This window comes from Clostridium sp. DL-VIII, assembly GCF_000230835.1.
Lineage (GTDB): Bacteria > Bacillota > Clostridia > Clostridiales > Clostridiaceae > Clostridium.
On the sequence record NZ_CM001240.1, the window covers coordinates 6237003 to 6250975 of the forward strand.

A 13973-nucleotide genomic window follows, 5' to 3' on the forward strand; every position below is an offset into this window, starting at 1 on the left:
AAGTATAATCTTGACAATACCTATTGATTTTACTTTAAATTTATATCAAAACTCTGCCATAATCCCAAAAAGGTATAATTTTGTTGATACCACTCATCAAAATCTAAAAAAAGGTGACAAAAACTTTGGACACTATAATTAAAATTCATTATTCTCGCTCAGATTCTTTATTTTAGCAGCAACGTCTGAATAAATATCTCTAATATAGTTTTCTTTCTTAAATATTCACTTTCAAAAATTCGTACATAAATTTCGAACTTTTTTCTTCTATATTTATTTCTTTAATCCAAAATTCACACACTGCCTTGAAATATATGCACCTATAACTATCGTTTCATTAGTAATTCTTAAAATTCGCAGATTTTACTTCTTTGTTTATACTTTATTATAGTAATAAGCATAGAGCTTCCGACCAACTAAATCTCCCGTCGGAAGAATGTCGGAAGTCGGAAGTTTTTAAGCTTATATTATTTTCAAGAATAGCTCTATTTCTTGATTAGTAGAGTAACAGTTTCCACATGTGTCGGTGCTACTATCAGAACACAATTTATCAACCTCGTTATTATCATATGAACACAATTCATAAGTTCTATGTCTACCTCTTGCATTTTTTCTTTGAGGTCTAAATTTCTCTCCATTTAAACTACTCTTAAATCCTGTTTTATAGACAAATGTAATTTGTGCAGGATCTTTATTTCCCTCTTCATCAATTTCACCTATAACAACTTTTTCTACTACACTTTCAAAAACATATCTATCAAATTCATCTAATACTTCATTTTGTTCTAATGTCGTCTTAAATTCTTTTAAACGGTGTTTTATTTCTTTTTCATTTTCAGAGATTTCACCAAGCTTCTTTCTATCTTTAATAAGATTCTCTTGAGCTAATATTAAATCAGCATATTTTGCTTCATATGTGGCTTTATCAATTGAATCCTCTAATCTCATATCAATTAACTTATTTTTCTTTTTCTCTAGTGTATTTATTTCCTTATCTATTTTGGATATTCGCTTGTTAACACTGCTACTATTTAAATTCTCCTCCATTCTCTGCAAAAATTCTTCAAGTACTTCTTTATTATCAGAGCATAATAGACGATAACTTTCTACAAATGCATCTTCGATAGCTTTTTCTGGTATAGCTTTACTATCACTGCAAAATTTCTTTCCTTTTTTAGTAGCTGTAACACACTGCCAAACAACTTTACTGTGATCTGTTCCACTATGCCAGTTTCGTCTAGTTAAGGCACCACCGCAAAAACCACATTCAAGCATACAACTGAAAGCATATTGTCTACTGAATTTTTCTCTTTTAATATTTCCGTCACTAATTTTAACCCTATTTTGATTTCTTCTTTCTAAAATTGCCTGTGCTTTTTCAAAAATTTCTTCATTAATGATAGCTTCGTGGTGGTCTCTAATATAAAATTTATCTTCTTCTCCAAAGTTATCTAGTCTTCTTTTCGAAATTGGATCAACAGTAAAAGTCTTTCCCATAAGCAAATCGCCTTTGTATTTCTCGTTTTTAATTATTCCAATTACGGTTGATTGCGCCCATGAACTACTTCCATATCTTGTTTTATATCCAAGATTCTCTAATTCTTTACCAATTACTGAACCTCCAGCACCTTCAATATATCTATTGAAAATATATTGGACAATTTTAGCTTCTTCTTGATTTACAGTTATTGTTTTATCTTCTGGATGATAGTCATAACCTAAGCATCCTTGAAATCCAACCAATTCACCACGTTTCATTTTCATTTTAAGTCCTTTTTTTACATTTGCAGATATATTTTCAACTTCTTGTTGTGCTACAGAACTAAGAACTACAAGTAGTAATTCACCATCCATTGTAAGAGTATTAATCTTTTCATACTCAAAATAAACAGCAATATTCTTTTCTTTTAGCATACGAACATATTTTAATGTATCCAAAGTGTTTCTTGCAAAACGTGAAATAGATTTTGTAATCACCATATCAATTTCACCATTCATACATTCATTAATCATTCTTTGAAAATCTTCTCGTTTTGTCACCTGTGTTCCTGTAATTGCTTCGTCTGCAAAAATTCCAGCCATAGCCCACTCTTTATTTTTCTTGATTAATTCCGTATAATAGGCTACCTGCGATTTATAACTATTTAATTGGTCTTCACTATCAGTACTTACTCTACAATAAGCAGCTACACGTAATCGTTCAATTGTTTTCCCATTATTTCTCCCTGTAGTTATACCTTTAGCTTTTATCACTTCAACTTCTTTCATATAAGCCACCTTTCCGTATTCCTTTTGTTGTGCTAATTATATAGCAAAAGGAACTTCGATTCAAGTAGTTATATCTGATACTATCTTATAATCCTTCATAAGTCCTTTTTTTACTTTTGTATATTCTTCTTCTGAAATCAGCTTGCGAACAAGTAATTTTTTTAACATTGCAAGTTGCATACTGTAACTAATCAAATCCTTGTTCATATAATCCACCTTTCTACTAATCTGTTATTTGCTAAGCAAATCGAATAGCTGTGGCTCAGCTCACGGGAATCTAACCCCTGCATGGTTCTCATGCAGCCGTATCCATTGCCTGCGACGGTTTTATCACGCTCGGACTAAGGGGCTATACGGGAGTATCATTATTACAATAAGAAGTCATGGCAGTAATGTTGCCAAAGATTACTTACAGAGCACTGACAATAATCGCTCGCTTTATGGTCATGGCGTGTCAGTCTGTCAGCTATTTTCTTATTAGAACGTATTCGATTGCTTTATTCAGTTTTCAAAGAACAATAAAGCTTTTAGATATCAAACATTAATTATTTTATTAACTTTTATAGAGTATTATAGGAAGCATTTTAGAAAGAGGACAAAATATATGTCTACTTTAAATTTCTAAACTACAGTAATCTGGAAATTCAAAGTCATATTCATTACAGCAGTTTGCAATCTACCCTTTAATTCACTATCAACAACCATATAAACATTTCCATAATCATCATACATTTTGCGTAAACTTAATTTTGATATATAACCATCATAGAAGTTCAAAACTTTTTTAATCGCTTCCTTATCTCCACCCACAGCAGCTACAATAGTATCAAATGATAGATTTTTATTCTTCTTCATATTCTGATCCCTCCTTGTACAATTTTTTTATTTCGTTTAGTGTGCTTGTCCTATGTCTATAAATTGTGCTGCGTACAAGATTCATAAGTCTTCCAATTTCTGAATCTGACATGTCCATAAAGTATGACAGTAAGATAATATTTCTTTTCTTCTCTGGCAGTACTTTCAGAACTTTGCTTAACTGCTCATCCATTATTAGTACTTCCATTCCAAAAACATTAAATGTGGTATACTCAATAGGATATGTGTCTATTCTATGAAAGCCATCCAATTCTACTTCTAACAGATCAGAAAATGAAATTTCATTTTTCCAATGTCTAGAAATATCTCTATAATACTTACTTTTTTCATACTTAATGACTTTCTTTGTAAGGCAATCAAATTGAGCTTCGATTGCCTTTTCAAAAGAAGATGATTGCATAAGTTCACCCCCTTTCTGTCACGAAGTGGTTGAGGCTTTCCCTCTTTCCCCTTTCCGCAACGTAACTTCCAAAAGAGGTGACTTTTGTTGCGTTCTTCTAAAAATTTTTTAAATGAAATTCTTAAAGTCCAAAAAAGCACATAAACAGACTGTCTAATCTGTTTATGTGCTTTCGATATAATTATGTTTTGAATATATTGTAAAAATCCAAATTGATAGTATTTTTTATTTATTGCTGTATAATAAACTTTTTTATTATAGAACCTAACGTATAATTTTATTAGACAATTATATATTTTAATAGCAGCTACCTCCTATTAGCCGCCGTTTATATAATTTACATTGAGTGTGCCTTTTTCTGAATTTGAAAAAATACGACAGCTTTGATTATTCAAAACCGCCGTATAGCTATATTTAAATGAGAGCAAGAAAAGAATACTGCTGCAATAGCGGTTTTTTTTATTTACCGCACAGCAGTATATTTTTTATAGACAATAGATAATAAGAATTATAAAACCTAACAATACGTTTTTCTATACCTGTTACACAATTATTAGGAACCTAGAATATACTTAGGTGATTAAATATGCGTAACAAAGACGAAAAATATAATTTTGCAACATTTGGACGTGCTATCAAGGAGACCCGAATGAAAAAATGAATATACCAGCATCCGTTACTTTTAATTCATTTTGTTTAGCATTAAGAATGCCTTGAATTGCCATATTTGTAATAGCAGCACAAACGTCCTAATAAGCTACAAATGTACTAATAACAGAAATTCTAATAGCATGTCCAGTAATTTAACCTAGAAAAAGTTTATCGAATAAAGTTAGTGAGCGCTGGTGCTTCTTTCTCAGGTAAAGTCACACCGGCAGCTTTTCCTGCTTCAATGGACTTTAGCATCCACGCCATATTATTACCTAGTGTACGCATTGTCTGCATACCTTCCAAATCCTGGTTTACTTCATCAGGAGTATTTCCGTGTACTGAATTCCAATATTGAGATGATACAACAGGCATATTACTCATAGTAAAATACTTGTTCATTTGATCAAATGTAGCTGTAGTACCAGCACGGCGAGCACTCATAACTGCTGCCACGGGTTTGTAGGATAAAGATCCTGTCCAAATATTAGTAAAGAATAACCTATCCATAAAGGAAGTTAACCTCCCGGTAGAAGAAGCAAAATGTACTGGAGATCCAAAAATAAACCCATCTGCTTCATATGCCTTTTCTAAAAATTCATTTACTTGATCATTCATAAAGCATTTGCCTGTTTTCATACAAGAATAACAACCCACACATCCAGAAATTGCTTTTGTACCTAAGTGAAAAATTTCTGTCTCTATACCATTCTTTTCTAATGCTCCAGCTACCTCAGACAAAGCAGTATAAGTACATCCATTTTTATTATGACTACCATTAACTAATAATACTTTCATTTGCAAAACTCCTTTTAATTGTTACTAAATTTATATTAATTATATTTTAATTTTAGTAACGGTCTCCAAATGCAACACCAACAGGAGCAATCTCATTTATATTTGCAAGATCATCCTTTGTTAATTCGATATCCAAAGCCCCAATATTTTCTTCTAAATAAATAGTGCGTTTTGTACCCGGAATTGGAACAATATCATCTCCTTGAGCCAGCAACCATGCTAAAGCAAATTGGGAAGGTTTGCAATTTTTTTGAAACGCTAGTTCCCTTACTTTCTGGACAATCTTAAGATTTTTCTTAAAATTATCACCTTGAAAACGTGGGGAAGTACGACGGTAGTCATCTTCCGCCAAATCTTCAAATTTTTGAATTTCACCGGTTAAGAAACCACGGCCAAGTGGGCTGTAGGGTACATAGCCAATTCCAAGTTCACGGCATGTTGGCAGTATTACGTCTTCCACATCGCGGCTCCAAAGAGAATATTCAGTTTGCAGAGCAGTAATAGGATGTATCTCATTAGCACGGCGGATTTGATCTGGTGTTGCTTCCGATAATCCGATATAACGTACTTTACCTTCACGAACCAAATCAGACATAGCACCCACAGTTTCTTCAATTGGAGTATCAGGATCTACTCTGTGCTGATAATAGAGATCGATAGTTTCAACACCAAGGCGCTTAAGACTTGCTTCACAAGCTGCTCTTACATATTCTGGGCGTCCGTTAATACCCAAAAATTGCCCATCTCTTCCTCGTACATTGCCAAATTTTGTTGCAAGTACGATTTCATGACGATGACCTTTTAAAGCCTTGCCAACAAGTTCTTCGTTTTTGCCAGTACCATACATATCTGCAGTATCAAAAAATGTAATTCCTAGTTCTAAAGCACGGTGTATTGTATGAATAGAACCTTCATCATCACGTCCGCTATAAAAATCGGACATTCCCATGCACCCCAATCCCATAGCCGAAACTTCAAGTTTGCTTTTTCCTAATAATCTTTTTTTCAATAAAATTTCCTCCTTTCAAAAATATATGAAATTTATTCATAATCACATTCATTAAGATACTACGTTATCTATAACCGTACCAGTAGTGAATTTATACTGGTATTAAAAATAATAGAATAAAAAATGATGAACCATCAAAGCTATAGCCTTCGATGATTCATCACTTTTTACAAGGATCACTTACAAAATGTCCTATTTCTTATTGATTAATTTTAATGTATTCTGCAATTTTTTCGGTATCTTCTTTTGCTAACGGAGTATTTACATACATCTTAAAATTAGTGTCCTTAGCAACTAAAAAACTTGTATGTTCAAATCTCAGTTGTCCTAATACAGGGTGTAATATTTCCTTAAAGATTTCCTGATCTGGTTCAACATCATGCATTGGCCACCACTGGTTGAATTCTTTGCTTTCAGAACGAAGTTCCTTGATAAAGTTTGAAAGCCATGGATCTTCAATAATCTTTCCACAAGCTGCTCGAAAACGAGCTAGAGCTCCTTTTGCCTGGCTTTCCCAATCTGGAAATAATCGCTTATAGTTTTGATTGGTAAACATTATACTGATTAGATTCCTATTACATATATTAATCTTGCTAAAGTCGGTAAAAACCATCGTAGCTGCCCTATTCCATGCAATAACATTCCAGCGAATATCAAGAATCATAGAAGGCGAATATTTTAAACTATCCAGAACATTCTGTAGCATTGGATTAACATTCTTATTGGATGCATGAAAAGAAGCAGGTGGAGCTTGCTGGGCAAGTGTATAGAGATGTATAACTTCCTGTTTGTCAAGCATCAACACCCTTGAGAGACTTTCTAAAACTTGACTAGATACCTGGATTTGTCTCCCTTGTTCAAGCCATGTATACCATGTTAACCCAATACCTGAAAGTAAAGCGACCTCTTCTCGTCTGAGTCCTGGTGTACGGCGCCGTATTCCCTCTGTCAGCCCAACCTGTGAAGGCAGGATTTTAGCTCTTCGTGTCTTCAAAAAGTCTCCAAGCTCTTTATATCTTTGCTTTGTATTATCCATTATAATCCCCTACCTTTTCTTAAAGTGGTAGTTTTAATACCAGTATAAATACACTACTATAACCAGTATAAACATAATGCTATGATTATTGCAACCCTATATTTACAGACTTAGGGTAAATTAATTTTAGGAGGTGATTTATATGAAGCAAACATCATAATTTTTTTCGTAGAATTATGCAATAATTAACGACGATTGTACTACTGGTTTAAAGTTTAATGGCATTATACTAAAAACAAGCAAATGTCATTTTTACTATTGTTAAAAAATGAATAATTTTTGTTGATTAATATTATTTCAAGAGGAGATGTAAATATGAAAGTCGTAGCAATTAATGGAAGTGCTAGAAAGAATGGAAATACGGCGATAGCAATAAAACGTGTATTTAGCGTTTTGGAAAAACATGGTATAGAAACAGAGTTAATACAATTATCTGGTAAATCAATTTCTGGCTGTAGTTCGTGTTTGGCTTGCTATAAAAGTAAAAATAAAAAATGTGTAAATAATAAAGATATCGTTAATGAGTGTATCGAAAAGATGTCTTCTGCAGATGGTATAATTCTCGGATCACCAGTATATTTTACTGATGTAAGTGCATCAATGAAAGCATTCATTGAACGTTCAGGTTATGTTGCCAAAGCAAATGACTATATGTTTAAGCATAAAGTAGGAGTAGCGATTACAGCAGTACGTAGAGGTGGTGCAACCCATGCGTTTGATACTATAAACCACTTCTTTCAATGGAATCAGATGTTCTTAACAGGTTCAACATATTGGAATATGATGTATGGCAGAGAAATTGGTGAAGTTGAAAATGATTCTGAAGGAATTGTTAATATGGATAACTTAGGAGAAAACATGGCAATTTTATTAGAGAAATTACAGAATTAAAGTGTCTTACATTTTATTTAACCTGTGGGTTAAAAATTATGTGTTTATAAATGAAGAACTTAAAAATATGTTTAATTTAGTATAATAGCCGAACTTATGCATTTCAATGAAAAAATTCTTTTACATTAATGCATTTATTTACATCAATTGCATAAGCCCTGTACTAAATTTTACTTATGCATTGATAAGACTATTTCAATATTGAATTATACGTATTATATTGAAACAGTCTAATTAATTATAAAATTTTATTATAACTTTAAAACTATATTAAAATTTATAAAGTAAATGAAGAAGGTAAATTATTAACATATACGCCTTTACAAAAATAAATTTGAGCAATTTGATACTTTCAGTCAAAGAGCATATTCTCAAGGTGAATCGCTATTAAATATGGTTATCTTTGAACTAGCATCATAATTATAAAAAAATTACTATAAATATTTTGCATCATTAAACACATATGAAAAGTATTATGGCTTTGGAATATTCTAGATCACCTATTAATTAGTAAGTTTAGAATACTTTAGTGAAAATAATCTGTTGGAATCATTGCTACAAATATGATGAAAACAATTGCAAAATTATATAACAACTTTTGAAAGGGATTGGTATAATATGGACAAACAATTAAAAATGCAAGCAAACAATAGAAAAACACTCAATGGTAAAGAAACAATTACGCCTATGCTAACATGGATAATTTCTATAGCATGTGCAATTATAGTAGCAAACATTTATTATATACAACCACTACTGGGAGAATTAGCAAGGGATTTTATGATATCCCAAGTAAGTGCAGGTAGTATAGCGACAATTACTCAAATAGGCTTTGCACTTGGTATTATTTTAATTTTACCTATTGCAGATATAGTTGAAAAAAGAAAACTAATTAATATCATGCTTATTTTTTCTGCAATATCTCTTTTCATTATGTATTATAGCCGAAGTTTTTATATAATCTGTGCTGCATCATTATTTATTGGTTTTACATCTGTGATTACTCAATTATTAGTTCCTATTGCTGCACAGATGGCAAATAAGAATGAAAGAGGAAGTGTAATCGGAAAAATAACTAGCGGATTACTTATAGGTATGCTGCTTTCACGTGTAATTAGCGGATTATTAGGAAACTACTTTAATTGGAAAACCATATATTTAATAGCATCAATAGCGATGATAATTTTATCAATTATTTTACGCATTCTATTACCACAGTTCCAGCCACAATCTGAAATTAAATATTTTGAGGCTTTTAAGTCTATGGCAAAACTAGTAAGAAAATATAATATTTTAAGGGAAGCTTCAATGACTGGAGCAATGGTTTTTAGTGCATTTAGTGCTTTTTGGACATCCCTTACCTTTTTGCTAAAATCTCCTGCTTATCACATGGGATCCGATATTGCTGGACTATTTGGTCTGTTAGGTGCTGTTGGTGCCTTCTGCTCACCACTTTTTGGCAAAATAGCTGATAAAAAAGGTTCTAGGTTCACTGTTGGAATAGGTATAGCTTTCGTAACTATATCATATATAATTTTAATAATATTTGGATTCAAGCTCTGGGGACTAGTTATTGGAGTAATCATACTTGACTTGGGGAGTCAAATTTGTAATGTTTCTAACCAGACAAGAGTTCAACAACTTACAGATGAGGCAAGAAGTAGAGTTACTGCTATATATATTTTTTCATTTTTTGTTGGTGGAGCTATGGGATCGATTTTAGGTTCATATTGCTTTGATTATTTTGGCTGGATAGGTGTTTGCTGTTATGGACTACTTACGCAGATTATTGCATTGTCAGTACATATGATTAGAAATAAGGCAACTCAAAAGGCTTAGGTAAAATGCTCAAAAAAATAACTGAATACGCTAATAGATTTATAACTATAGTTGAGAAAATTTCATAAGTATAAATTAACTTTTCAACCACTAAATAGTATAATATCTACAAATATTATACTATTTAATTTCCAAAGAATATTCCTTACCTTATAACATCAAATCTACTATGCCTTACTATAAATAATATTAACTTTCTTTAAGTTTTTCTTCAATTTCTGCAATTCTGGTATAGCTCACTCAATACATTTATTAGGAAAAACAAATCTTTCATAATTAATTTTGATGATATAAAGATAAACGTAAGTATGTCTATTATCAAAAATAAAAAAATGAGATATATAAACGAAGAATATATAGAAAAGAATCTATAACCAAATTTATACAGTTTGCATATAATTGTAAACTGTATAAGACATTAAAATACCATCCAAACTTACGGCTTTAGATGGTATTTTTATCAGTATCAAGTATAATATAAAAATTGTCTGATACTTAACCTAATGATCAGATGAAACTATTACTGTTAAGTTTTTATAATCTATCTTTATCGGATCATTAGATCTTTCTGTATACAATAAAGAAATTAATTTCAACTATCTACTTGTGCAGTTTGCAGAAATGTGTACTAGTACCATAATCAGAATGTTATTCTTTTAGATTAAAGCAGTGCCTGAAGCTAACGAAGCTCGAATACGATTTATATCGCTTATAGGAGGCAATCCAAACATGCGTGCATATTCTCTGCTAAATTGAGATGGGCTTTCATAACCTACTTGAAAACCAACATTTGCTGCTTCAGATGACTCTGCAAACAGCAGACGTCGCGCCTCTTGCAATCTTATCAGCTTTTGATATTGCAAAGGACTCATTGCCGTTACTTTTTTAAACTGATTGTGTAATGAAGATGTACTCATGTTAACTTTCTTTGCCAATTCTTCAATTCGCAGCGGTTTTGAAAAATTACTATTTATAATCTGAATAACTTTTGCAATACAATGTGCATGACTCCCAATCATTGCAAATTGCTTAATGAGATCTCCTTGCCTATCCTGCAGAATTCTATAAAGAATTTCATGAATTATCAAAGGCGAAAGAACTGGAATATCCTTAGGTGTATATAAAAGACGAACAAGTCTTAACACAGCATCAAGCAAATCAGAATTTATTCTATTAACCACTATTCCACGTCCTGAATCCACCTTACCACTCCACGCCTCATTTGATTCCTTAATAATATCAAGTATTTGATCCGTATTAAAGCTTATTTGCACACATAAATAAGGTTCTTTAGAAGTAGCTTGAATTATTTGACCAGTAATAGGAAGGTGAACAGATGTAACCAAATATGATGTTGGATCATACTGATAATTTTCATCAGCTAGCGTTACAATTTTTGATCCCTGTACAATTAGCAATAACGATGGGTCATAAATAGTGTGTAAGGGCTCAGAAGCATTGGATGCGCGAAATAACCGCAAAGAAGGTATAGCTGTAGCATGTATTCCATCCATGTTAACAAGTCCATTAATCATTGAAACCAATTCTTTTTGATAAATTGTAATTTTGTTATTCAATAATTCTTTATCCATTTCTAACTTCTTTCTACTATCAATTGATATACAAATTATATTCTACTTTGTAGGATTAGGCAATGATTAAATAAAAATAGGCTACCTAACTGATGCATCATATATATATAATTATCTTAGATAAAAGGTATTTAATGAAAGCAGAAAGGAGAAGATAGAATTGAGTTTGAGTAAAAATCATAACATTATTAACAACAACACACAAATTCCTTTACCAATCAAGTTATTTGTAGATTTTACAAATGCAAGTGATTCGAAATCTTTTATTGATTTGTTTACTGAGGATGCTTATCTTGAGGATTGGGGACGCACATATCTTGGCCGTGAAGGTGCATCATCTTGGAATCAAACTGATAATATAGGTCAAAATTCTCATTTCGAGATTAAATCTTTTAAAACCAATAATCAACCGGATAGTTATGTTCTTACGGTCAAGGTTTCCGGAAATGGTTATAACGGTACAGGAGATATAGCTTTTACTCTTAAAGGAAATCAAATTGCTAGTATGGTGATTTCGTAAACTTTCTAATTAACCTAAAAACATAGTCAACATTAAAACAGTAAATATAAAGTACCAAAATTAAAAATATATATCAACTTGGTATTTATATTCACAATTTCATTATAAAAAAACATAAAGCGGCTACGTGCTGCATATATTAAGGGAGGATTTTATTATGAATACAACTAAAAAAGAAAGAATTGCAATTGTTACAGGAGGATCACGTGGAATTGGACGTGCAATCTCAGAACGTCTCGCATCTGACGGACAAACAGTAGTTATAGCATATGCAAATAATGCTGTTGAAGCTGATAAAACTGTCCAATCCATAGTAGAAAAAGGAGGAAAGGCAATTGCTATTAAGGCAGATATTAGCGACGAAGTGGCAGTCAGCAAACTTTTTGATATGACCGAGAAAGACTTTGGCGGAGTAGATGTTGTAGTTAACTCAGCTGGAATTATGGGGCTTAATACAATTGCTAATTTCGATCTTAATAAGCTTGATCAAATAATTCGTACAAATATCCGTGGTACCTTTGTTGTTGATCAACAAGCTGCCCGTCGCGTAAGATCTGGAGGAGCTATTATTAATCTTTCTACTTCAGTAAAGAAACTTGCATTGCCTACTTATGCTGCCTATACTGCTAGCAAGGGAGCTGTTGATGCAATCAGCCTTGTACTTGCAAAAGAACTCCGTGGTCGCGATATCACTGTAAATGCAGTAGCTCCTGGACCAACAGCAACAGAACTATTTTTTGAAGGCAAGGATGATGAGACAATTGATCGAATGGCCAAGATGAACCCTATTGAACGTTTAGGGAAACCAGAAGATATTGCTGAAGTAATTTCCTTTTTAGCAGGTCCAGCTAGATGGATCAATGGTCAAACCATTTATGTTAATGGAGGTATGGTTTAGAAATTCAAAAAAGTTGGTTTGAATAACAACATTATATGAATAATTTAAAAACCTCTCTTCGAAGAGATGAATCTATCATCTCTGCCGAAGAGGGGATTTATTTAATTAAATGTCTACATTTTACAGAGCCAGAACAACCACAAATTAATCATTTTTTAGATAATATTTTGATTTTATTCCAAGTCAGAGACTTTTCTCAAATAAAAGTTAATTTGAATTTGCAATCCATACTTAATCATTAAATACCACAGTTTAGTCTATGCTTTCATATATTTTAAACCTGCAAAATATCATCTAACAATCATCCAGTTACTTTCTTTTTCTAAGATTAAATTAAACTGTGAAATTTGAGTTACTTTTGTTTGCTGATCTAAGTATTTTACTGATACAAATACTTCAATTTGATTTCCTTTCTTTGTATATATAGGATTCAGTAATTCTGAAAATACATACTCTTTACCTATTGGTTTTAATGCACTATCTTTTATATAGTAAGATAATTCCTTTTCACTTGCTGTTGGATATAGCTTAAAGAATGTCTTTAGAAATTCATTAACTTCTTCAGCAGTTGCAACGTCCACAGTTCCATCACTTTCTTTTACTTTTGGCTGATAACTTGATTTTGAAGGTATGCTACAAATTGTTGGATTTTTTATTATAACCATATTTCCATCATCATCTACGTATACTGTGACTTCATAGGCGGAACTTATATTTTTCTTATTTTCTCCTTCTGTAATAAGCTGATCTACTGTAAAAATCACTTGAAATTGCTTCTCTTCATCTTGTTTTACAACCCAAATTTCCACATTTTGAACGGTAGAGCTAGTAGGTATATCTCTGCGTATAGTATCAACATTTAAAGTTTGCAATTCTTCTGTAAGATATTTTTTTATTGCTTCATTTCTGCTATCAATTGAAGCTTGTGACGGCTGCCATGTGTAATAATCCTGTGCAAAATTCTTCACAAAGTTTTCTATCTTATGTGTATCAACTATTTCTTTATCAATAACTTTAGTTTCATAAACTGTTTTAATATTTATTGCTGTAAAATTTTTATATACTGCAAAACAAAAACTAGCTATAAGAAGTATCCACAAGACAATTACTGCTTTTTTATGTGTATTTACTTTATATACTTTTAATTTTTTAGTTTTTCGCTTTGTTTCTTTATTTTCTCCTTTTATAAAATTCATAT

General features: G+C 31.8%; 13 protein-coding genes. 4 read left to right on the top strand and 9 right to left on the bottom strand.

All coding sequences use genetic code 11. The features are described from left to right. Window positions 1-462 precede the first annotated feature (462 nt). The 7 genes from CDLVIII_RS28140 to CDLVIII_RS28170 form a co-directional block, all read right to left on the bottom strand. Entirely contained in the window at window positions 463-2268 is a 1806-nt protein-coding gene (locus CDLVIII_RS28140) for a recombinase family protein (protein ID WP_009172884.1), read from the bottom strand. A gap of 60 nt (window positions 2269-2328) precedes the next feature. After that, window positions 2329-2475 carry an SHOCT domain-containing protein gene (locus CDLVIII_RS28145; RefSeq protein WP_009172885.1) on the bottom strand — a complete coding sequence of 49 codons (147 nt, stop codon included), beginning with the start codon at window positions 2473-2475 and terminating at the stop codon, window positions 2329-2331. A gap of 414 nt (window positions 2476-2889) precedes the next feature. After that, a complete protein-coding gene (locus CDLVIII_RS28150) occupies window positions 2890-3123 on the bottom strand; it encodes a helix-turn-helix domain-containing protein (protein ID WP_009172886.1) in 234 nt (77 codons plus the stop codon). Then, the gene (locus tag CDLVIII_RS28155; RefSeq protein WP_009172887.1) at window positions 3110-3544 is read right to left on the bottom strand and encodes a sigma factor-like helix-turn-helix DNA-binding protein; all 435 of its coding nucleotides are present in this window, start codon (window positions 3542-3544) and stop codon (window positions 3110-3112) included. The genes CDLVIII_RS28150 and CDLVIII_RS28155 overlap by 14 nt, the downstream gene beginning before the upstream one ends. Before the next feature lie 819 nt (window positions 3545-4363). Continuing rightward, complete coding sequence (locus CDLVIII_RS28160; protein WP_009172888.1) at window positions 4364-4990, bottom strand: flavodoxin family protein; 627 nt, start codon at window positions 4988-4990, stop codon at window positions 4364-4366. 52 nt (window positions 4991-5042) lie between these two features. Further along, window positions 5043-5999: an aldo/keto reductase gene (locus CDLVIII_RS28165; protein WP_009172889.1), complete on the bottom strand. Its 957-nt coding sequence runs from the start codon at window positions 5997-5999 to the stop codon at window positions 5043-5045. Window positions 6000-6198: 199 nt separating this feature from the next. Further along, a complete protein-coding gene (locus CDLVIII_RS28170) occupies window positions 6199-7035 on the bottom strand; it encodes a helix-turn-helix transcriptional regulator (protein ID WP_009172890.1) in 837 nt (278 codons plus the stop codon). 315 nt (window positions 7036-7350) lie between these two features. On the opposite strand from CDLVIII_RS28170, the gene CDLVIII_RS28175 reads away from it, so the two are divergent. Both CDLVIII_RS28175 and CDLVIII_RS28180 read left to right on the top strand, forming a co-directional pair. After that, window positions 7351-7926: a flavodoxin family protein gene (locus CDLVIII_RS28175; RefSeq protein ID WP_009172891.1), complete on the top strand. Its 576-nt coding sequence runs from the start codon at window positions 7351-7353 to the stop codon at window positions 7924-7926. A 618-nt stretch (window positions 7927-8544) separates the two neighbouring features. Continuing rightward, complete coding sequence (locus CDLVIII_RS28180; protein ID WP_009172892.1) at window positions 8545-9765, top strand: MFS transporter; 1221 nt, start codon at window positions 8545-8547, stop codon at window positions 9763-9765. A 656-nt stretch (window positions 9766-10421) separates the two neighbouring features. Here the strand turns inward: CDLVIII_RS28180 and CDLVIII_RS28185 are convergent. After that, on the bottom strand, window positions 10422-11300 hold the full coding sequence (locus CDLVIII_RS28185; RefSeq protein WP_242836042.1) for an AraC family transcriptional regulator: 879 nt from the start codon (window positions 11298-11300) through the stop codon (window positions 10422-10424). Window positions 11301-11517: 217 nt separating this feature from the next. Here CDLVIII_RS28185 and CDLVIII_RS28190 point away from each other — a divergent pair, with 217 nt between their 5' ends. Both CDLVIII_RS28190 and CDLVIII_RS28195 read left to right on the top strand, forming a co-directional pair. Then, window positions 11518-11877 (top strand): hypothetical protein, encoded by a 360-nt coding sequence (locus tag CDLVIII_RS28190; protein WP_009172894.1) that lies wholly within the window; start codon window positions 11518-11520, stop codon window positions 11875-11877. Window positions 11878-12004: 127 nt separating this feature from the next. Next, the gene (locus CDLVIII_RS28195) at window positions 12005-12775 is read left to right on the top strand and encodes an SDR family oxidoreductase (RefSeq protein WP_242835809.1); all 771 of its coding nucleotides are present in this window, start codon (window positions 12005-12007) and stop codon (window positions 12773-12775) included. A gap of 290 nt (window positions 12776-13065) precedes the next feature. On the opposite strand, the gene CDLVIII_RS28200 is transcribed toward CDLVIII_RS28195, so the two are convergent. Beyond that, window positions 13066-13971: a conjugal transfer protein gene (locus CDLVIII_RS28200; RefSeq protein ID WP_009172896.1), complete on the bottom strand. Its 906-nt coding sequence runs from the start codon at window positions 13969-13971 to the stop codon at window positions 13066-13068. Window positions 13972-13973 lie beyond the last annotated feature (2 nt).

Bases quoted from the DNA above. Each gene is read 5' to 3' on its own strand.
- CDLVIII_RS28140 (WP_009172884.1), bottom strand. From the start codon at position 2,268: ATGAAAGAAGTTGAAGTGATAAAAGCTAAAGGTATAACTACAGGGAGA.
- CDLVIII_RS28145 (WP_009172885.1), bottom strand. From the start codon at position 2,475: ATGAACAAGGATTTGATTAGTTACAGTATGCAACTTGCAATGTTAAAA.
- CDLVIII_RS28150 (WP_009172886.1), bottom strand. From the start codon at position 3,123: ATGAAGAAGAATAAAAATCTATCATTTGATACTATTGTAGCTGCTGTG.
- CDLVIII_RS28155 (WP_009172887.1), bottom strand. From the start codon at position 3,544: ATGCAATCATCTTCTTTTGAAAAGGCAATCGAAGCTCAATTTGATTGC.
- CDLVIII_RS28160 (WP_009172888.1), bottom strand. From the start codon at position 4,990: ATGAAAGTATTATTAGTTAATGGTAGTCATAATAAAAATGGATGTACT.
- CDLVIII_RS28170 (WP_009172890.1), bottom strand. From the start codon at position 7,035: ATGGATAATACAAAGCAAAGATATAAAGAGCTTGGAGACTTTTTGAAG.
- CDLVIII_RS28175 (WP_009172891.1), top strand. From the start codon at position 7,351: ATGAAAGTCGTAGCAATTAATGGAAGTGCTAGAAAGAATGGAAATACG.
- CDLVIII_RS28180 (WP_009172892.1), top strand. From the start codon at position 8,545: ATGGACAAACAATTAAAAATGCAAGCAAACAATAGAAAAACACTCAAT.
- CDLVIII_RS28185 (WP_242836042.1), bottom strand. From the start codon at position 11,300: ATGATTAATGGACTTGTTAACATGGATGGAATACATGCTACAGCTATA.
- CDLVIII_RS28200 (WP_009172896.1), bottom strand. From the start codon at position 13,971: ATGAATTTTATAAAAGGAGAAAATAAAGAAACAAAGCGAAAAACTAAA.